This window comes from Brevibacterium sp. LE-L, assembly GCF_050214925.1.
In the GTDB taxonomy this organism is placed as follows: Bacteria; Actinomycetota; Actinomycetes; order Actinomycetales; family Brevibacteriaceae; genus Brevibacterium.
The window spans coordinates 2,315,879-2,334,986 of record NZ_CP189759.1 but is presented as its reverse complement, the minus strand read 5'-3'; the positions used below and the strand labels follow the sequence as shown (position 1 = coordinate 2,334,986).

Genomic DNA, 19,108 nt, shown 5'->3' with positions numbered 1-19,108 from the left:
GCTGCGCAGATACAGAAGTGAGTGCTTGGCAGATACAGAAGTGCCGCCCGAACGGAAGCTCGGGCGGCACTTCTGAGATCTCTGATCTGGGGGAGTGGCTACTTCTTCTCCGACGCCGTCCTGGTCGGCTTCGCATCGCCTCCGCGGCGTCCCCGGATGTTCTCCGAACGCAGTGCTCGTTCGAGAAGGGCATCGAAGGAGCCGGCGACCTCTTCTGCGGGCTTGCCGGGCCAGGAGTGGATCGGACGCGCCGAACCCTGGGCCTGCTGCATGACGGCACGTTCGGCCAGCGGCGGGTTGAGAACGAGGGGACCGAACATCTCACGCATCTCTTGGATGCGGTAGTCGTGTTCGGTCGAACCGGCCCGAACGCGGTTGACGACGAGGCCGAGAGGCTGCAGATCGCTGGCGCCGCGCTGGCGCAGCTCGTCCGTGGCGCGCAGGGCTCGATCGGCGGCCGCCACGGAGAACAGGCTCGGCTCGGTGACGACGGCAACCCGGTTGCTCGCCGTCCAGGCCGTCCGGGTCAGCCCGTTGAGGCTCGGCGGGCAGTCGATGAGGACGAGCCGGTAGCCTTTGGCAATCCGTGCCAGGGCATCCTCGAGGCGACGCAGGTAGCGTTCGGACAAGGACGGGCGATCGAACTCCGCGGCCCGAGGCGAACCGGAGATCACATCGAGATGACCGAGCCTGTCACCGACCCACCCCGAGGGGATGATGGCCTCGGACAGGATCTTCTGGGACTTCGGGGCAGCGAGGACGTCGGCGATGTCGACGCGCGTCGAGGTCGGCACATCGAGCCCCGTCGACGAGTCCGCTTGCGGATCCATGTCGACGACCAAGGTCGGAATTCCCCTGTTGTAGGCCGCCGAAGCTAGACCGAGCGTCACGGACGTCTTACCGACTCCGCCTTTGAGGCTGCTGATACTGAGGACAAGCACTCTCCTACGGTAACGTATCGGGGCCTGCGGGGCTGAGCCGACCACGCCGAGACTCACGTCTCAGTCCGAAGTCGACCCCCGCCCGCGAAGGTGTCTCAGGTCACTGAGTAGAGTATGTTCCCGACAGCTTGTCGACCAGTCGCCCAGTGCGGCCGTTACAGAAGTGAGAGACACCTATGTTCTCTAAAGTTCTCGTGGCCAACCGCGGAGAGATCGCCGTTCGTGCGTTCCGTGCCGCTTATGAGCTCGGAGCCTCCACCGTCGCGGTCTTCCCGTATGAGGACCGCAATTCCGAGCACCGAATGAAGGCCGACGAAGCCTACATGATCGGTGAGGAGGGCCATCCCGTCCGCGCCTACCTCAGCATCGAAGAGATGCTGCGGGTGGCCAAGGAGAGCGGTGCCGACGCGATCTACCCCGGTTACGGCTTCCTCTCGGAGAACCCCGACCTGGCGCGCGCCTGCGCCGAGGCGGGAATCACCTTCATCGGCCCGCAGGCCGATGTCCTCGAACTCGCCGGAAACAAGGTCCAGGCCCTGGCCGCAGCCCGCAACGCCGGCATTCCCGTGCTCGACTCGACACGTCCCTCGGCCGATATCGCGCAGCTGCTCGCCGATGCCGAATCGATGGAGTATCCCCTGTTCGTCAAGGCCGTCGCCGGCGGCGGCGGTCGCGGCATGCGCCGTGTCGCCGACCCGACCGACCTCGAAGATGCTCTCAAGGCCGCCATGCGTGAGGCCGAAGGCGCCTTCGGCGACCCGACGGTGTTCATCGAGCAGGCCGTGCAGCGTCCGCGCCACATCGAGGTCCAGGTGCTGGCCGACAACGACTCGAACGCCATCCACCTGTTCGAACGTGACTGCTCGGTCCAGCGTCGTCACCAGAAGGTCGTCGAAATCGCACCGGCACCGAACCTCGATCCCGCGATCGCGGCCGAGCTGCACGCCGATGCCCTGAAGTTCGCGAAGGCACTGGGCTACCAGAACGCGGGAACCGTCGAGTTCCTGCTCGAAACCGACGGCCCGCGCGCCGGCAAACACGTGTTCATCGAAATGAACCCGCGCATCCAGGTCGAGCACACGGTGACCGAAGAGATCACCGACATCGACCTCGTCGCCTCGCAGATGCGCGTCGCCGCCGGTGCCACCCTCGACGAGATCGGCCTGCACCAGGAGGACATGCGCATCAAGGGCGCCGCCCTGCAGTGCCGGATCACCACCGAGGATCCCGCGAACTCCTTCCGGCCCGACACCGGCACGATCACCGCCTACCGGTCCGCCGGCGGTGCGGGTGTCCGCCTCGACGGTGGCACCGTCCACGCCGGGGCCGCCGTCAGCCCCCACTTCGACTCGATGCTCGTCAAACTCTCCTGCCGCGGGCGTGACTTCCCGCAGGCCGTCGGCCGCGCCAAGCGGGCCCTCGCCGAGTTCCGCATCCGCGGTGTGTCATCGAACATCGGGTTCCTCCAGGCCGTCCTCGACGATCCCTCGTTCGTCGCCGGCGACCTGTCCACCTCGTTCATCGAAGAGCGCCCGCAGCTGCTCGACGCTCGTGTCAGCGCCGACCGCGGTTCGAAGCTGCTCGACTACCTCGCCGACGTCACGGTCAATCGCCCGAACGGCGAGCCCGGGCTGCGCATCCGCCCCGGCGACAAGCTTCCCGACATCGACCTGTCGGCGACTCCCGCACCCGGCAGCCGCGACCGCCTCGCCGAGCTCGGCCCCGAGGGATTCGCCCGCGCCCTGCGTGAGCAGACCGCACTGGCAGTGACCGACACGACGTTCCGCGACGCCCACCAGTCCCTGCTCGCCACCCGTGTGCGCACCCGCGACCTGCTGGCCGTGGCCGGACACGTGTCGCGGATGACCCCTGAGCTGCTGAGCATCGAGGCCTGGGGCGGAGCCACTTATGATGTGGCCCTGCGCTTCCTCGGCGAAGACCCCTGGGAGCGTCTCGAATCTCTGCGTGCGGCGGTGCCCAACATCAACCTCCAGATGCTGCTGCGCGGGCGCAACACCGTCGGCTACACCCCGTACCCGACCGAGGTCACCGACGCCTTCGTCGACGAAGCCGCCCGCACCGGCATCGACATCTTCCGCATCTTCGACGCACTCAACGACGTCGAACAGATGCGTCCGGCGATCGAAGCGGTGCGTGCGACGAATTCCTCGCTCGCCGAGGTGGCCCTGTGCTACACCTCGGACATCCTCGATCCGCGTGAGGAGCTCTACACCCTCGACTACTACCTGCGTCTGGCGGGCCAGATCGTCGAGGCCGGTGCCCACGTGCTCGCGATCAAGGATATGGCCGGACTGCTGCGTCCGGCGGCGGCGGTGAAGCTCGTGACCGCACTGCGCGAGAACTTCGACCTGCCCGTCCACGTCCATACACACGACACCGCGGGCGGACAGCTGGCCACTCTGTACGCGGCAGCCGCTGCCGGCGCCGATGCCGTCGACGCCGCCTCGGCGGCCATGGCCGGCACGACCAGCCAGCCGAGCCTCTCGGCCCTCGTCGCCGGTTTCGAGCACACCGAACGCGACACGGGTATCAGCCTCGACGCCGTCAGCGACCTCGAACCCTACTGGGAGTCCGTGCGCAAACTCTACGCACCCTTCGAGTCCGGTCTCGCCGGACCCACCGGTCGCGTCTACCGCCACGAGATCCCCGGCGGACAGCTGTCGAACCTGCGTCAGCAGGCCGTCGCCCTCGGTCTGGGGGAGCGGTTCGAAGACATCGAGCACATGTACGCTGCCGCCGATTCGATCCTCGGCCACCTCGTCAAGGTCACCCCCTCGTCGAAGGTCGTCGGCGACCTCGCGCTCCACCTCGTCGGAGCCGGTGTCTCACCGGAGGAGTTCGCGGAGAACCCGGATAAATTCGACATCCCGGACTCGGTCATCGGCTTCCTGAGCGGCGACCTCGGTGACCCTCCGGGCGGATGGCCCGAGCCGTTCCGGACCAAGGCCCTGGCCGGACGCTCGCCCAAACCGCTGACCGAACACCTCGAACCCGAGGACGCGGCCGCACTGGAGACCCCGGGCCGGGAGCGCAAGGACAAGCTCAACGAGCTTCTGTTCCCCGGACCGACGAAGGAATTCGAGTCGATGCGCTCGAACTACGGAGACCTCTCCGTGGTCGAGACCTCCGAATACCTCTACGGCCTCACCGCCGGAGAGGAACACGCGGTCGAACTGTCCAAGGGCAAGAACCTGCTCATCGGAGTCCAAGCCGTCGGCGGCACCGACGAACGCGGCATGCGTTCGGTGATGTTCACCCTCAACGGACAGCTGCGCCCGCTGCAGGTGCGCGACCGCTCCGTCGAGAGCGAAGTCAAGACCGCAGAGAAGGCCGATCCGAACAACCGCGGCCATGTCGGCAGTCCCTTCGCCGGCGTCGTGACCATGCAGGTCCATGAGGGGGACAGGGTCGCGGCCGGCGACACCGTCGCCACGATCGAAGCGATGAAGATGGAAGCGACGATCACCACGCAGACGGCCGGCACCGTGTCCCGGGTGGCCATCTCCGATGTCCAGCAGCTCGAAGGCGGCGACCTCGTCGTGGTGATCGATGCCTGAGCGCGATATCCGGCTGTGGGGCGATCCCGTCCTCCGCAGCCGCTGCGAAGCGGTGACGGTCTTCGACGACAGCGTCGAAGCTCTCGCGGTCGACCTCGTCGACACGGCACGGCCGGAGGGCCGTGCCGCCGTCGCGGCCCCACAGATCGGTGTGGGGCTGCGCGCCTTCGGCTACGACCTCGACGGACGCACCGGTTATGTCATCAACCCGGAGATCGTCGAAGTCGGGGGAGAGCTGCGCGACATCGAAGAGGGCTGCCTGTCGGTCCCCGGACTGTTCTTCCCCACCCCACGCTACGAATTCGCCAGAGTGCGCGGGGTGGATGCGCAGAACCGTCCGGTCGAGATCGAGGGCCGCGAGGTGTTCGCCCAGATGCTCCAGCACGAAGTCGGCCACCTCGACGGCCAGGTCTACATCCAGACCCTGCCCACCGAGCGCCGCCGCGAGGCGATGAAGGCGATCCGGTCGGCCGATTGGTTCCTCAGCCGCAACGCCTGATCGACGCATCGTCCCGACCGCACCTCGAACGGTCCCCGATCATCAACTATGAACAAAGAAGGAGACGCCAGTGAATATTCAGCGCACAGCAGTCATCGGCAGCGGGCTCATGGGAGCAGGTATCGCCGAGGTGCTCGCGAAGTCCGGGCTCGACGTGATCGTCCGTGAGATCAACGAAGAGGCGTCCGCCGCAGGACGCGCCCGGATCGAGAAGTCGCTCGGCCGTGCCGTGGAGAAGGGCAAGCTCGACGAGAAGGCCCGAGACGAAGCCCTGGGCCGTCTGCGGTTCACCACTGACATCGCCGAACTCGCCGATCGTCAGCTCGTCATCGAAGCCGCCAGCGAGAACGAGGAGATCAAGAAGTCGATCTTCGCCGAACTCGATGGAGTCGTCACCGACCCCGAGGCGATTCTCGCCTCGAACACATCCTCGATGCCGATCGTCCGCTTCGCCCAGTCGACCGCGCGTCCCGAACGCGTGCTCGGTGTGCACTTCTTCAACCCGGCTCCCGTGCAGCCGCTGGTTGAGATCGTGTCCTCCGTGCTCACCGCCGATGATGTCCGTGACACCGTGACCTCGTTCGTCGCCGATGTGCTCGGGAAGAACCCGATCCAGGCCGAGGACCGTCCCGGCTTCATCGTCAACGCGCTGCTCATCCCGTACCTCTTGGGCGCCATCCGGATGCTCGAGTCCGGGTTCGCGACGAAGGAGGACATCGACGCGGGGATGGTCGGCGGCTGCGCCCACCCGATGGGTCCGATCAAGCTCACCGACCTCGTCGGGCTCGATACGTGCCTGTACGCGGCGCAGAGCATCTTCGAAGAGACCGGTGACCCGGCGGCGAAGCCGCCCGTGCTGCTCTCACGCATGGTCGACGCCGGTCTGCTCGGTGTGAAGTCCGGACGCGGCTTCTACGAATACTGAGCCTGCGCGGCCGTGGAGGCGCCTGCACCGAGCTTCTCGGTTCGGGCCTCGCGCACAGAGACTCGCACACAGAGAAGGAGGGCCGCTGCGAACCGATGGGTTCGCAGCGGCCCTCCTCTCTGCTCGTCCGAGCCCGTGGTGTGCGTCGGACTCCGATCGAATGGGCTCAGCCGACCTTGAGCTTCTCGAAACTCGCCAGGCGCACGCAGGCGACGAGACCCTGGGCGGCGAGCTCCACCTCCTCGAGGGTCGGCATCGTCGGGGCGATGCGGATGATGCTGTTGCTCGGATCCAGCCCATAGGGGTGGGTGGCCCCGGCCGGAGTCAGCTTCACTCCGGCCTCGGCGGCGAGCTTGACGACCCGGTCGGCGATGCCGTCCATCGTCGTCAGCGTGATGAAGTACCCGCCCTCGGGGGAGGTCCACCGAGCGAGGTCATCGGGTCCGAGCCCGTCTCCGAGGGCCTTGAGCACGGCGTCGAACTTCGGTGCGATGATCTCAGCGTGTCTGCGCATATGCGCCTCGACACCGGCGGAGTCGGTGAAGAAGCGGACGTGGCGCAGCTGGTTGATCTTGTCCGGGCCGATCGCGACCTTGCCGAGGTTCGCGGTCATCCAGCCGACGGTGGCGGGTCCTCCGCCGAAGAACGAGACACCGGCACCGGCATGGGTGACCTTCGAGGTGGAGGCGAAGATCCACGCACGTTCGGGGTGTCCGGTCTCGGCGCACAGGCTGAGGATGTCGACGTTGTCCGGATGGTCCTCCCGCAGATGGTGCAGCGCATAGGCGTTGTCCCACAGCAGCGCGAAATCCGGGGCAGCGGCCGGCATCTGCGCCAGCTCGCGGGCGCGTTTGTCCGTGATGGTGATTCCGGTGGGGTTCGAATACATCGGCACCACCCACATCCCCTTGACTGCGGGGTCCTCGGCCAGACGCTGTGCCTCGGCGAGGTCAGGACCCTCATCGTCCATGGGAATCGACAGCAGCTCGAATCCGAGTGATTCGGCCAGCGTGAAGTGCCGGTCATAGCCGGGCACGGGACACAGCAGCTTATGCGGTCCCTGACCCCATGGACGATCGTCGACGGCGGTTCCGTGCAGGAGCGCGAACGTCAGGGCCTGGGTCATGAACGTCAGCGAGGCATTGCCGCCGGCCAGCAGCTGAGCGGCCGGGACTTTGAGCAGCGGTGCGAAGATCTCGCGCAGTTCGATGAGCCCCTCCGCGCCGCCGTAGTTGCGGGTGTCGACCCCGCTGGGCGTGAACACATCGTCACCGGAGACCATGGTGAGCAGATCGGCTGCGAGATCGAGCTGTGCGGGAGCGGGCTTGCCGCGGGTGATGTCGAGCTTGAGTCCACGGGAAGCGAATTCCTCGTACGCGGCGGACGCCTCATCGAGGCGTGATTGCAGATCGGACGGTGAGGACATGAGGGCTCCTTCGAGCTGGGATCGGGCCGGTGCCTCCATCCTAACGACCCCGCCCGGCGCGGTGGACTATCGACCCAGTTCTGAGCGGCAAGGATAGAGTTGTGCACAGCGGTGACGTCGAGCGCCGAAACCGATGAGTCGAAAGGCGGACACGATGGTGCGACCACGGGCGCGGGCCTCACACGGGCGCGGTTTCGGTGCCCAGGCCGAGATCTACGAGGAGGTCCGTCCCGGCTATCCCGGGTCCGCTGTCGATCTCGCCCTCACCGGCCGGACACACGGCTGGGCCGGTCTGCGGGTGTGCGATCTCGGCGCGGGAACGGGAATTCTCAGCCGAGAGCTGCTCGAACGCGGAAGCGAGGTCACTGCCGTCGACCCCGACACGGTGGCACTCGAGAGCAATCGAGCACCCAGTCGGGTCGGTACGGCCGAAGCGACGGGACTGGAAGCAGGCAGCGTCGACCTCGTCACCGTCGCGCAGGCCTGGCATTGGTTCGACGAGGCGGCCGCGGCCGCCGAGATCGCTCGGATCCTCGTGCCCGGCGGCAGGCTGCTCATCCTCATCAACCAGCTCGACGTGCGCGTCGACTGGGTGCTTCGTCTGAGCCGGATCATGCATGCCGGTGACGTCTACCGTCCGCAGTATCGTCCGCAGCCGGGTGCTGGGCTCGAACTCATCGCCGATCGGCTCGTCGAGTTCACGACCCCACTCGACGTCGACGGCATCGTCGACCTCGCTCGCACCCGCTCCTATTGGCTGCGATCGAACGAAGCGACCCGCACCCGGGTGGAGACGAATCTGCGCGGATACTTCCGCGACGAACATCCGGTCTCAGGCACCGTGGATGTCCCGTACATGTGTCTGGCCTACCTGCTCGAGCTGTCATGAGCGCGGTGCTGTCTGGAAGGGCAGGAGTGTCCGACAACGACGAACGGCAGGCCGCACCCGAGGTGCGGCCCGCCGTGTCGGATCTGCCGGTCGATCAGTCGGCAGAGCCGCCGGTCGCGGTGTCAGCGGCCGGTCCGCCGTCGGTCGATGTCGACTCGACGACCTCGGCGCTGCCGGACGGGGAGGTGTGGGACACGGTGATCTTCCGGGGGCGGGCCTCCTCGGCGACGGGGATCGTCAGGGTGAGCACGCCGTCGCTGTAGTCGGCGCGGATGCGGTCGAGTGCCACGCGGTTGCCGAGCGTGAGCTGGCGCGCGTAGGTGCCGTTCGTCCGTTCCCGGGTCAGCCACTTCACGTCCTTGTCCGCGACCTCGGATTCGCGGCGTGCGCGAACCGTGAGCGTGCGGTCCTCGACATCGACATCGATGCTGCTCGGGTCGACGCCGGGCATGTCGATGCGGGCGATGAAGACCTCGCCGTCGCGGTAGAGATCCATGGGCAGGGTCGTCGAGTTCGGGGTGCGAGTGACCTCGGAGAAGAAGCGGTCGAGGTCACGGATGGGATCGAATCGTGTAGCCATGTGCGTCCTTTCGTTCGGTTGCTCTATTGAGTCAAACACACTCAACTTTGAAATGATTCCGAACTCATGAAACTCACAGTTCTGCGAGTCCGGTTCGGGTGCTGCGTGACCGGCCTGCCGTCACCGTGCTCATCGCTGAGGCGGTCCTTCGCGGAGTCGTTCCTTCCGGTGCGCTGACCAGCGAGCCGAGGGCTCTGGTCTCGTCTCCAGCAACGACGAAGGGCGGCCGATTCACTGGGAATCGACCGCCCTTCGTCACTGCGGGCGCAGCGGGCTCAACCGTCGTGAGGTCTGATCACTCGCCGTCGGCGGTGATGTCGGGGTGACGCGATCCGAGTTCGGAATCGATGCGCAGCACGCCCGATCCGTCCTCGCCGACGCGCTCGAGGCGGCCGATGATCTCGGAGATGCTCGACTCCTCCTCGACCTGCTCGTCGATGAACCAGTGCAGCAGCGGCAGGACGTCGAGGTCGGTTTCGGCCTGAGCGGTGCGGTAGAGGTTGCGGATGGATTCGGAGACCTTCTCCTCATGGGCCAGTGCGGCCTTGAAGAAGTCGATCGGCTGCGAGCCGGAGACCTTCGGAGCAGCGATATCGCCGATCTGAGGAGCGAACCCGCGGTCGAGGCAGTGCTGAGTGAACTTGGCGGCGTGAACCTGCTCTTCCTCGGACTGGGCGCGCATCCAGCGAGTCATTCCGGGGAGGTCGAGGTCGTCGAGCTGAATCGACAGCTGCAGGTAGACCAGCGAGGCCTCGAGTTCGAGGGTGACCTGCTCGTTGAGGACCTTCTGCATGGCGGGGCTCAGGTGCATCTGTTACTCCTTTGCGATTCTCAAGCGGATCGATTCCGCCTGTACAAGAATATAGTGACACCTTTTCTAGAACCGTTCCAGTGTGGAAAGGCTCGGCAAACTCCACGCAGGTTTGCCAAACCTCTGCGCACTCGCCCTCAGAGCCGCGGATGTGAAGCGTGGTGCCCGGTGGCGACTTCGAAGGCGTGGGCGATGCGCAGCAGATCGACATCGGCGCCCGGCCTGGCGACGATCTGCACGCCCACCGGCAGTCCCGAAGCGGAGAAGCCCGCAGGGACGGAGATCGCCGGACAGCCCGTGGCCGAGATGAGGCACAGGGACCGCATCCAGTCGAGGTAGTTCTCCAGCTGCACGCCATTGATCTCGGTCGGGTATTCGATGCCCGCGTCGAAGGGCAGCACCTGAGAGGTTGTGAGCACGAGCACGTCATGGTCGGCGAAGTATCGTTCGACTACGCTGTGCAGACGCGCACGGGCCGCCTCCGCCGAGGCCACCTCGGCGCCGGTGAGATCGAGCCCCATGCGGATGTTCCAGCGGACCGAGGCCTTGATCTGGTCGGGATGGGCCGCAGCCAGCCGCCCCCAGGATCCGACGAAGTCCAGCGCGCGGCGGACACCGAAGACTTCATCGGCGTCGCGCAGGTCGGGAACCGTGTCGTCGACGTCCGCACCGAGATCGGTGAAGACGCCGGCACTGTCAGCAACGATCCGGGCCACCTCCTCGGCGACCGGGAAGAGCCCGCCGAGATCCGGGGAGAACCCGACCCTGACTCCGGTGAGGTCGGGGGAGTGGGAAGCGCCGAGAGCGAACTGAGGAAGGTCGAACACGCTGCCGGGCTCCGGACAGGACCGAGGGCACAGCGGATCGGGGCCGGCGGCCACGGACATGAGCAGAGCGACGTCGGAGACCGTGCGGGCCATGAAGCCGCCCTGAGCCAGCCACGCATACGGATCGGCCGGAGGTATGTGCGGGATGCGACCGTTGCTCGGCCTCATCCCCACGACATTGTTGAACGAGGCCGGGGAGCGCAGCGAACCGCCCATGTCCGAACCGTCGCCGGACGCTTGGATGCCGGCGGCCAGCACCGCTCCCACCCCTCCGGAGGACCCTGAGGCCGACTTCGTCGGATCATAGGGATTCACGGTCGTACCGAACACCGGGTTGAACGTGTGCGAACCGGCGGCGAACTCAGGCACATTCGTCTTGCCCGTCGTTGTGATCCCTGCCCGCTTGAGCCGGGCGATGATGAGCGAGTCGGACTCGGGCACACGGTCGGCCATGAGCGGTGAGCCCCAGGTCGTGCGCATCCCGGCGGTGTCATGCGTGTCCTTGTGCGTCATCGGCACCCCGTGAAGGGCCCCGAGACTCTCCCCGCGCGCCGCAGCCGCATCCGCCGCCTCCGCCTGGATGAGAGCCGCCTCGTCATCGCGGGTGACGACCGCGTTGAGGATCGGATTGACCGCATCGATGCGCTCAAGGTGGGCCTCCAGCGCCTCGCGAGCCGAGATCTCCTTGGCAGCGATCCGGGCGGCGAGCTCTCGGGTCGACCACCACAGGGATTCCTCACTCATCGGATCACCGTCCGACCTTGCTCAGCACCGCCGAGAGCGCGGCGCGGATGCCCGTTTCCAATGTGGTCTCGACGTCGTCGGGGGCGAAGAACGGGGAGTGGTTGCCGGCGGGGGCTTCGGAGCCGGAGAACTTGGCGGGGGAGTAGCCGCCGAAGAACCAATACACGTACGGGACTCCGATGTCGTCGCCGAAGGCACCGACATCCTCGCTGCCGGTGGCCGGCTTCTGGAGGTGGATCTGTTCGGCTCCCAGCTCGGCGCCGACATGCTCGAGGAAGCCTGCCGTCTCCTCCGGGTCGTTGAAGCAGCGGGGGAACCCGTACATCTCCTCGATCTCGGGCTCCGGAGCACCGGATGCCAGCGCCTCGGCGAGGATGATGCGTCGGACTCGGTCGAGGACGACCTCACGGACCTCCTCGGTGAAGGTGCGGATATTGAGTTTGAACTCCGCGGAATCCGGAATGATGTTCTCCTTGAGCCCGCCGTGGAACGTGCCGACGGTCACGACCGCCATGTCGTTGCCGGCGATCTCACGGGACACGACCGACTGCAGTCGGGTGATCATGTAGGCGCCGAGCACGATGGGATCGATGGCGTTCTCCGGCTGTGAGCCGTGGGCCTGCTTGCCCTTGACCGTCACGCGCAGACAGTCGGACATCGCCATTGCGGTGCCCTTGCTGACGTAGATGTGTCCGGCAGGAACGGGCCACACGTGCTGACCGTAGATGACTTCGGGGCGCACGATCCGGTCCCAGAGGCCGTCGTCGAGCATGGCGCGGGCCCCCTGACCGGTCTCCTCACCGGGCTGGAAGAGCATGACCACGCTGCCGGTCCACAGATCCTTGTGCTCGACGAGGTATTTCGCGAGGTAGAGCCCGACGGTGATGTGGGTGTCATGGCCGCAGCCGTGCATGACCTGCGTCGTCGTGCCGTCGGGCAGGGTGCCTTCGGCGGTGGAGGCGTAGTCGAGTCCGGTGTCCTCGGCGATCGGCAGTCCGTCGGTGTCCGCACGGTAGCCGACCACCGGTCCGCTGCCGTTCTCGATGACGGCGACGACTCCTGTGCCGCCGAAGCGGTGCGTGGTCAGTCCCATCGCCGTGAGTCGGGAGTCGATCTCTGCTGCGGTGCGGGTCTCCTGCATCGACAGTTCGGGGGTGCGGTGGAAGTCCTTGTAGTCGGCGACGATCTGGCCGAGGTCGGCCGTGAGTGACTGGCGGAGTGCGGGGTTGAGAGACATGGTGTCCTTTCTGAACCGGTCTTCTGCCATCTTGGCAGGTGTCTGCGGTTTCGTCTTCGGTGTTCGGGGTCCGGACCTCAGTTGATGCCCACGGTGTCTCCACCGCTTCTCGTGTCCGTGACCTTCTTGTTGCGTGTGAACCACGTGATGAGGATGGTGAGGAAGACGACGATGGCGACGTCGCCGGGAGCCAGCACCGGCACCAGCGGTATGAGCACGAGGATGACCAGAGCTGCCAATCCGAGGGCGATGAGCGTCGATTTCACCTGCCGGAGGGAGGCGATGAGCTGAACGGTGACGCCGCCGAGGATGGCCGGGAGGATATAGAGCTTGGCCACGAGCGTGATCGGTGCGGGAATGAGGGCGACGAGCCAGGTTCCGAGGATGCCGACGAAGATGACCATCGAGGCCACGTGGATGATCGCGGCACCGCAGATGGCCATGGTGGCCGCGTACTCGCCCTTGCGGGTGCCCGGCTTCGCGCCGATCGTGTCCTGCGCGACGATGGCCGAGGGCAGCAGCTTGTTCGACACGTTGCCGATCATGAAGGCCTGATACATACCGGCCGGGCCGAGGATGGGGAAGTAGGTGAGCGGTTCCACGATGTAGAAGACGCCGTAGACGGCGAAGACCGCGAGGAATCCCTTGAGGATGTTTCCGAAGTCGACGTTCGCGTCGGCGACGAAGAGGAGATAGAACGGCACCGAGGTGGCGATGAGGAAGCCGATGAAGAGCGTGATCGAGCCCCAGCGAGTCGTGGTGCGTTCGAAGGCCGCGTGCGAAGGCGAAGTGATGATCGATGACATGATGTGCTCCTCAGGCTTCGGGCAGGCCGAGACCGGCATAGTGGGCGAAGTAGGCGGCGACGAGGCCGACGAGCAGGGAGATTCCCAGCCCCCATTCCTTGAGCCAGTTCGCTTTGAGCACCTTGGCCAGGAACAGGCAGATGCTCATCACGACGGCCGAGACGATGACGGCGATGACATGAGTGGGCGATTTCGGGATCTCGCGGAAGGTCAGTGCCGCGAAGGCCGCGAGCAGTGCGGCGCCGGGGATGATCGACATCAGCGCCGGGTTGACCTTCTCGAGCTTGTGGGTGCTGCGCTTGAAGATCGGAGTGAGGATGAGGGTGGAGATCATCCATCCGGCACCCGAGAGGCTCATCGCCATGAGCGCGACGATGAAGACACCGCGAGTGAAGGTTTCGTCACCGAGGTTCGCGCCCATCGTGCCGGCGGCCAGCGAGGCCGACGCCACCTCGGTGGCCGCCGAGCCGATGAGGCCGACGCGGACGATGACCGGGGGAGTGCCGAACAGCGGCAGAAGGGCGATGGCCACAAGCACCACGGACAGGGACGGGCCGATTGCGGCCACACCTCCGGCACGGAAGGCAGTGCGCACTTCCCGTTGGCTCATCCCAGCCGATTCCGCGTTCTTCTTCACCGCGGTCATATAGATGAGTGACTGCACGACGACGACTCCCATCACCGCCATCGCCAGGATCCAGAGAATCGGGGCATTCGCAAGGCCGATGTAGTCGGCCGAACCGCTGGCCAGGTGCATGGTCAGCTCCTCACATCATTGTCGAGTTGCAGGGACGCACGACGGCAAGCCTCAGTGGTATACCAAAACGCGTGCGTGGTTTCAACATAACCTGACCGGTTGGTCAGGCACCACAGTTCTGTAGAAAGTTCCCATTAGTCGAGATTGATGTCATCGGTCAGTCTCATCGGTTGAATCGATAAGGCCTCAGCGACGGTCAGTGCCTCAGCAGCGGAGACGCAGAAGTGCGAGCGACAGGGGAGTGCGGCCCGGAGTTCACCGCTTCTTCTGCGAGATGTGCATCGTGATCTCGGCAGTGACGAACACGGTGCCGTGGGCGTCGATGACGTCGACGGGCACAACGAGGTCGAACTTCTCCTCGCCGAATTCCGGGCGCTCATCGAGGCGCGCGATGGCGGTGACGGTCGTCGTCGCCTTGGCCTTGTATTCGACGGTCATCCCGGCCGGAATCCATCGATGCGTGGAGGGGACTGTCGCCTCGGTCATCATGCCGCCGGCGACCTCAGCCATATTGCAGGCCGCGATCGCGTGATAGGTGCCGAGGTGGTTGTGCACTCCGCGGCGGTTCGGTGCGCTGACCCGGCAGAATCCCGGTCGCAGCTCGTGGATGAGTGGATGGACCGAGCGGAAATAGGGAGCCTTGAAGCAGACGGACTGAGTGAACAGACGTTTGCCCAGGGGCTTGTCCTGCATCTTCTTCCACAGCGCATAGATCTTCCCGGAGCCGGGAATCGCTGTGATCTGTGCCGAATCGACGGTCATCGTTGAGTCCTTCCGGGCGGCGGTCCAACGTCCAAGGCAAGGAATGGGACTGGTCGTCCGCTGCCGCTGTGAGCTAAGTTACTTTTCAGTAGACTCTAGCAGGCAGGCGGCCTTATGTGCAGTCGGACCATTCGGCCAGCGTGTGGTCGCGTGTGCGCTCGAGCAGTTCGCGGAGCACGACCCGGTCGATGCCTTCCAGGCGGGTGAGATACAGGCATGCCGTGCCGCTGCGGTAGCTGCCCAGACGTGCCATCAGATCAGCCCAGCGGCTCTCGAAGTCACTTGTCAGGTAGATCGTGTGCTGGCGTGCGGCGGGGGAGAAGGCCAGTACCGGCATGGCTCCGCTACGGCCCGACTCGTATGTGTACGTGACTTCGCCGAAGCCGATGATCCGAGAGGCCCAGACGACGGGCTGCTCACCGGAGACATCGCCGAGGAGGTTGATGAGCTCATCGGCCTCGGCGCGACGGAGACCCTGTGCGCGGTCGAGAATTTCTGCGACGGATTCGCCGGTCGGCCGCATGGCCGGTGTCCGCTGGGCCATATCAACTCCCGATTGGTCGTCGGATGCTCGTCCACGTCGGCGGAATCGATTCGTCAGTGTCCACCATAGATGCGGACGCGGGGAGCGGTCCTCTGATCTTAACTTAACATAATGTATATTATCGGCGTTCTACGCAGAGGGCAGCACAACGCGGAACCGGCGTGCCATGCGCGTGTGCAGTGCGGGCGCCTCCGCAAAGACGTCGGAAACGGCAATGGCCGCGAACGACCTGCCTGTCGTTCGCGGCCATGAGCGCTGATCCTCAGTATCGAGCACAGCGCTCAAGACGATTGGATCAGCTGATCTGTGGATGCTGTCAGCCGCCGACGGTGACGTTGCCGCCGAGTCCGACCTTGCCGCTGCCCTTCGAGCCGCCATCGTCCTTCTTGCCGCCTCCATCATCGGCGGCGCCGTTGGACTTCGTCAGCCCGGCCTTCTTGCCGCAGGTCGGCCATGCGCCCGGGCCCTGCTCCTTGAGGACCTTCTGGGCGACGCGGATCTGTTCCTTCTTGCTGTGCTGATCCGCAGTGCCGGAACCGCCGAAGCCGTTCCAAGTCTGCTTGGAGAACTGCAGCCCGCCGTAGTATCCGTTGCCGGTGTTGATGTGCCAATCACCGCCGGATTCGCATTCGGCGACCTTGTCCCAGACGCCCTTATCGGCTGCCTGGGCCGGCTGACCTGCGCTCATGCCGGTCATCCCGGCGGCTGCGACTGCGCCGGCACCGACGAGCAGGGCGACCTTGCGGAAGCTGGTGCTGTAGAGGTTCACTATGTCTTCTCCAAAGTACGACTGCATTTCGGTTTTGTAACCCGGCCGTTACCGAGCCGTTATACACCGTAACGAATGTGCCGGGCAGTGTGAACCCGAAAGCACCGAATCGCCATCCGAATCGCCTCATCAGAGTCTGAACGTGACCTGAGGATCATCGCTCCCTGCGGGCGCGCACCCGGGCGACGGTGCCGCGTCTCCCCCTTATAATCCTCAGCCGCGGACATAGGCAGCCAGGTGCTGTGCGGTCAGGCCCGCTGCGTCGTCGCCGGCGCCGGCGACGAGGTCGGCGGGAGTGCCGGTGGCCACGATGGAACCTCCGTCATGTCCCGCGCCGGGTCCCAGGTCGATGATGTGATCGGCATGAGCCATCACCGCTTGGTGGTGTTCGATGACGATGACCGTGCGACCGGAGTCGACGAGTCCATCGAGAAGGCGGAGGAGTTTCTCCACATCGGCCAGATGCAGGCCCGTCGTCGGCTCATCGAGGACGATCACCTGAGCGGCGTCGGCGGCTTTCGCCGACAGGTGCACCGCCAGTTTGAGCCTTTGTCTCTCTCCCCCGGACAGAGTCGTCAGAGGCTGTCCGAGACTGACATAGCCCAGCCCCACCTCGGCGAGCTTGTCAAGGATCCGCACGACGGCGGGAATGCGCGACTCCCCCGCACCGAAATGCTCAAGCGCAGCGGTCACCGGCAGGTCGAGGACCTGCCGAATGTTGAGCCCGCCGAGTCGGTATTCGAGCACAGCGGCCTGGAACCCCTTGCCCTCGCACTCGTCGCAGGGAGCCGAGACCCCGCCCATGAGCGCCATGTCCGAGTAGATGATGCCGGCGCCGCTGCACACCGGGCACGCCCCTTCGGAGTTGGCACTGAACAGAGCCGGTTTGACGCCATTGGCCTTCGCGAAGGCTCTGCGGACAGGTTCGAGCATTCCCGTATAGGTGGCCGGATTGCTCCGCCGGGACCCCCTGATCGGTGTCTGGTCGATCATCACGACACCCTCACTGGTACGCAGATATCCCTCGACGAGGCTGCTCTTGCCCGATCCGGCGACACCCGTGACCACAGCGAGCACCCCGAGCGGCACGTCGACGTCGACGTCACGGAGATTGTGCAGTGCCGCGGACCGGATCTCGAGGGCCCCGGTCGGCTTCCGCACCGTGTCCTTGAGCGCCACCGTATAGCCGAGGTGGCGACCGGTGAGCGTGTCGGACTCCCGCAGTGCCTCGACGGTGCCGGTGAAGGTGACCTCTCCCCCGGCGCTGCCCGCTCCGGGACCGAGGTCGACGATGTGATCGGCGATGCCGATGGTCTCGGGTTTGTGTTCGACGACGAGGACGGTATTGCCCTTGTCCCGCAGGGCCAGGAGGAGTTCGTTCATGGCCTGGATATCGTGCGGGTGCAGACCGATCGTCGGTTCGTCGAAGACATACGTGACATCGGTCAGAGCGGAGCCGAGATGGCGGACGAGCTTGATCCGCTGCGCCTCTCCCCCGGACAGTGACCCGGCCGAGCGCTCGAGCGAGAGATAGCCCAGGCCGATGTCGTCGAAGGCCTGCACATCGGCACGCAGCGAGTCGAGCAGCGCGAAGGCGGGACCGGCCTCGACGCGATCGAGCCACGCGGTGATATCCGAGATCTGCATGGAACAGACCTCGGCGATGGACTTCCCCGCCAGCTTCGACGACCGGGCCGCGGCATTGAGTCGGGTGCCCGCACATTCGGGGCACACCGTGAACACGACGGCACGGTCGACGAATTCGCGGATGTGCTTCTGCATGGCATCACGGTCCTTGGACAGGAACGACCGGCGGATGCGCGGAATGAGCCCGTCGAAGGTGAAGTTCGTGCCGTTGATCCTCACCTTCTCGCCTTCGGCGTGAAGGAGGTGGTGCCGTTCCCTCTCGTCGTAGTCGGCGACCGGCTTCTTCGGGTCGAAGAACCCGGATTCGGAGAACATCCTCACCGACCATCCTCCGGGTTTGTATCCCGGGATCGTGATGGCTCCGTCGTCGAGCGATCGAGTCTCATCGACCACCTCGGCGATGGCGATGTCCGTGGCGGTGCCCATGCCTTCGCAGTGCGGACACATTCCACCATTGACGGAGAACGACTTCCTCTCGACCTGTGTGCCCTCGCCTCTGTCGATCGTCACCGCGCCCTTGCCGCTGACGGTGGCGACGTTGAAGGAATAGGCATTCATTGATCCGAGGTTCGGTTCGGCGAGTCTTGCGAAGAGAGTGCGCAGCTTCGCGTTGATGTCCGAGACGGTGCCCACCGTCGAGCGCGGGTTCGCTCCGATCCGTTCCTGATCGACGAGGATGGCCGTCGTCAGTCCTTCGAGCATGTCGACCTCGGGGCGGGCCATCGCCGGCATGAACCCCTGGACGAACGCCGAATAGGTTTCGTTGATCATCCGCTGGGACTCCGCGGCGATGGTGTGGAAGACCAGCGAGCTCTTGCCCGAGCCCGAGGCTCCGGTGAACACCGTGAGCCGGCGTTTGGGGATGTCGACGGAGACGTTCTTCAGCGTGTTCTCCCGGGCTCCGCGGACGCGGATGAGGTCATGGCCGTCGGCTGGGTGCATCCGCGTCAGCCTCTCTGCTGGATGCGGATCATGTTCCCGGCCGGATCGCGCACGGCGCAGTCGCGCAGACCATAGGGTTGGTCCATCGGCTCTTGCACGATATCGGCGCCCTTCGCCTCGACCTCGGCGAAGACTGCATCGACGTCGGCAGCGGCGAGGACGATGGCCGCGAAGCTGCCTTTGGCGATGAGCGCCTCGATGGTCTCGCGTTCGGCTGCGCTGATGGTCGGGTCGGTCACCGGCGGGGTGAGCACGATCGAGGTGTCCGGTTGGTTCTGCGGTCCGACGGTCAGCCATCGCATGCGACCGGAACCGACGTCGAGACGGAGTTCGAACCCGAGCACCTCGCGATAGAAGCGAAGGGATTCCTCGGCGTCGAGGTGTGGAAGGAAACTGGCGTTGATCGAGATATTCATGACAGCAA

Annotated in this window: 17 protein-coding genes; 4 read left to right on the top strand and 13 right to left on the bottom strand. The window is 65.5% G+C overall.

All coding sequences use genetic code 11. The features are described 5' to 3' along the window. Positions 1–98: 98 nt before the first annotated feature. Complete coding sequence (locus ACQE2J_RS10405; RefSeq protein WP_135540815.1) at positions 99–941, bottom strand: ParA family protein; 843 nt, start codon at positions 939–941, stop codon at positions 99–101. 176 nt (positions 942–1,117) lie between these two features. Here ACQE2J_RS10405 and ACQE2J_RS10400 point away from each other — a divergent pair, with 176 nt between their 5' ends. From ACQE2J_RS10400 to ACQE2J_RS10390, 3 genes are all read left to right on the top strand, one after another. Next, entirely contained in the window at positions 1,118–4,519 is a 3,402-nt protein-coding gene (locus ACQE2J_RS10400) for a pyruvate carboxylase (RefSeq protein ID WP_135540817.1), read from the top strand. Further along, positions 4,512–5,018, top strand: a complete 507-nt coding sequence (locus tag ACQE2J_RS10395) for a peptide deformylase (RefSeq protein WP_135540819.1) — start codon at positions 4,512–4,514, stop codon at positions 5,016–5,018. The genes ACQE2J_RS10400 and ACQE2J_RS10395 overlap by 8 nt, the downstream gene beginning before the upstream one ends. 70 nt (positions 5,019–5,088) lie before the next feature. After that, positions 5,089–5,943, top strand: coding sequence for a 3-hydroxybutyryl-CoA dehydrogenase (locus tag ACQE2J_RS10390; protein WP_135540821.1), 855 nt, complete (start codon positions 5,089–5,091; stop codon positions 5,941–5,943). Between the two features lie 166 nt (positions 5,944–6,109). Here ACQE2J_RS10390 and ACQE2J_RS10385 read toward each other — a convergent pair whose 3' ends face one another. Continuing rightward, positions 6,110–7,369: an aminotransferase class I/II-fold pyridoxal phosphate-dependent enzyme gene (locus tag ACQE2J_RS10385; RefSeq protein WP_135540823.1), complete on the bottom strand. Its 1,260-nt coding sequence runs from the start codon at positions 7,367–7,369 to the stop codon at positions 6,110–6,112. Between the two features lie 154 nt (positions 7,370–7,523). On the opposite strand from ACQE2J_RS10385, the gene ACQE2J_RS10380 reads away from it, so the two are divergent. Further along, the gene (locus ACQE2J_RS10380; protein WP_135540824.1) at positions 7,524–8,258 is read left to right on the top strand and encodes a class I SAM-dependent methyltransferase; all 735 of its coding nucleotides are present in this window, start codon (positions 7,524–7,526) and stop codon (positions 8,256–8,258) included. Positions 8,259–8,352: 94 nt separating this feature from the next. Here the strand turns inward: ACQE2J_RS10380 and ACQE2J_RS10375 are convergent, their stop codons facing one another. The 11 genes from ACQE2J_RS10375 to ACQE2J_RS10325 form a co-directional block, all read right to left on the bottom strand. Continuing rightward, positions 8,353–8,838, bottom strand: a complete 486-nt coding sequence (locus ACQE2J_RS10375; protein WP_426936286.1) for an Hsp20/alpha crystallin family protein — start codon at positions 8,836–8,838, stop codon at positions 8,353–8,355. Positions 8,839–9,133: 295 nt separating this feature from the next. Continuing rightward, the gene (locus ACQE2J_RS10370; protein WP_135540827.1) at positions 9,134–9,649 is read right to left on the bottom strand and encodes a ferritin; all 516 of its coding nucleotides are present in this window, start codon (positions 9,647–9,649) and stop codon (positions 9,134–9,136) included. A 137-nt stretch (positions 9,650–9,786) separates the two neighbouring features. Next, a complete protein-coding gene (locus tag ACQE2J_RS10365) occupies positions 9,787–11,220 on the bottom strand; it encodes an amidase (protein ID WP_426936285.1) in 1,434 nt (477 codons plus the stop codon). A gap of 4 nt (positions 11,221–11,224) precedes the next feature. Further along, complete coding sequence (locus ACQE2J_RS10360; RefSeq protein ID WP_426936284.1) at positions 11,225–12,457, bottom strand: amidohydrolase; 1,233 nt, start codon at positions 12,455–12,457, stop codon at positions 11,225–11,227. 77 nt (positions 12,458–12,534) lie between these two features. After that, complete coding sequence (locus tag ACQE2J_RS10355) at positions 12,535–13,263, bottom strand: hypothetical protein (protein WP_135540833.1); 729 nt, start codon at positions 13,261–13,263, stop codon at positions 12,535–12,537. 10 nt (positions 13,264–13,273) lie between these two features. Continuing rightward, a complete protein-coding gene (locus ACQE2J_RS10350; protein ID WP_135540835.1) occupies positions 13,274–14,020 on the bottom strand; it encodes a DUF5058 family protein in 747 nt (248 codons plus the stop codon). Positions 14,021–14,275: 255 nt separating this feature from the next. Beyond that, positions 14,276–14,782, bottom strand: a complete 507-nt coding sequence (locus ACQE2J_RS10345; protein WP_426936283.1) for a hotdog fold domain-containing protein — start codon at positions 14,780–14,782, stop codon at positions 14,276–14,278. Between the two features lie 112 nt (positions 14,783–14,894). Next, entirely contained in the window at positions 14,895–15,326 is a 432-nt protein-coding gene (locus ACQE2J_RS10340; RefSeq protein ID WP_425119421.1) for a DUF1801 domain-containing protein, read from the bottom strand. 316 nt (positions 15,327–15,642) lie between these two features. Continuing rightward, entirely contained in the window at positions 15,643–16,095 is a 453-nt protein-coding gene (locus ACQE2J_RS10335; RefSeq protein WP_425119420.1) for a transglycosylase family protein, read from the bottom strand. A 213-nt stretch (positions 16,096–16,308) separates the two neighbouring features. Further along, complete coding sequence (locus tag ACQE2J_RS10330; protein ID WP_426936282.1) at positions 16,309–18,684, bottom strand: ATP-binding cassette domain-containing protein; 2,376 nt, start codon at positions 18,682–18,684, stop codon at positions 16,309–16,311. Between the two features lie 5 nt (positions 18,685–18,689). Then, positions 18,690–19,100 (bottom strand): VOC family protein, encoded by a 411-nt coding sequence (locus ACQE2J_RS10325; protein WP_426936281.1) that lies wholly within the window; start codon positions 19,098–19,100, stop codon positions 18,690–18,692. Positions 19,101–19,108: the final 8 nt, after the last annotated feature.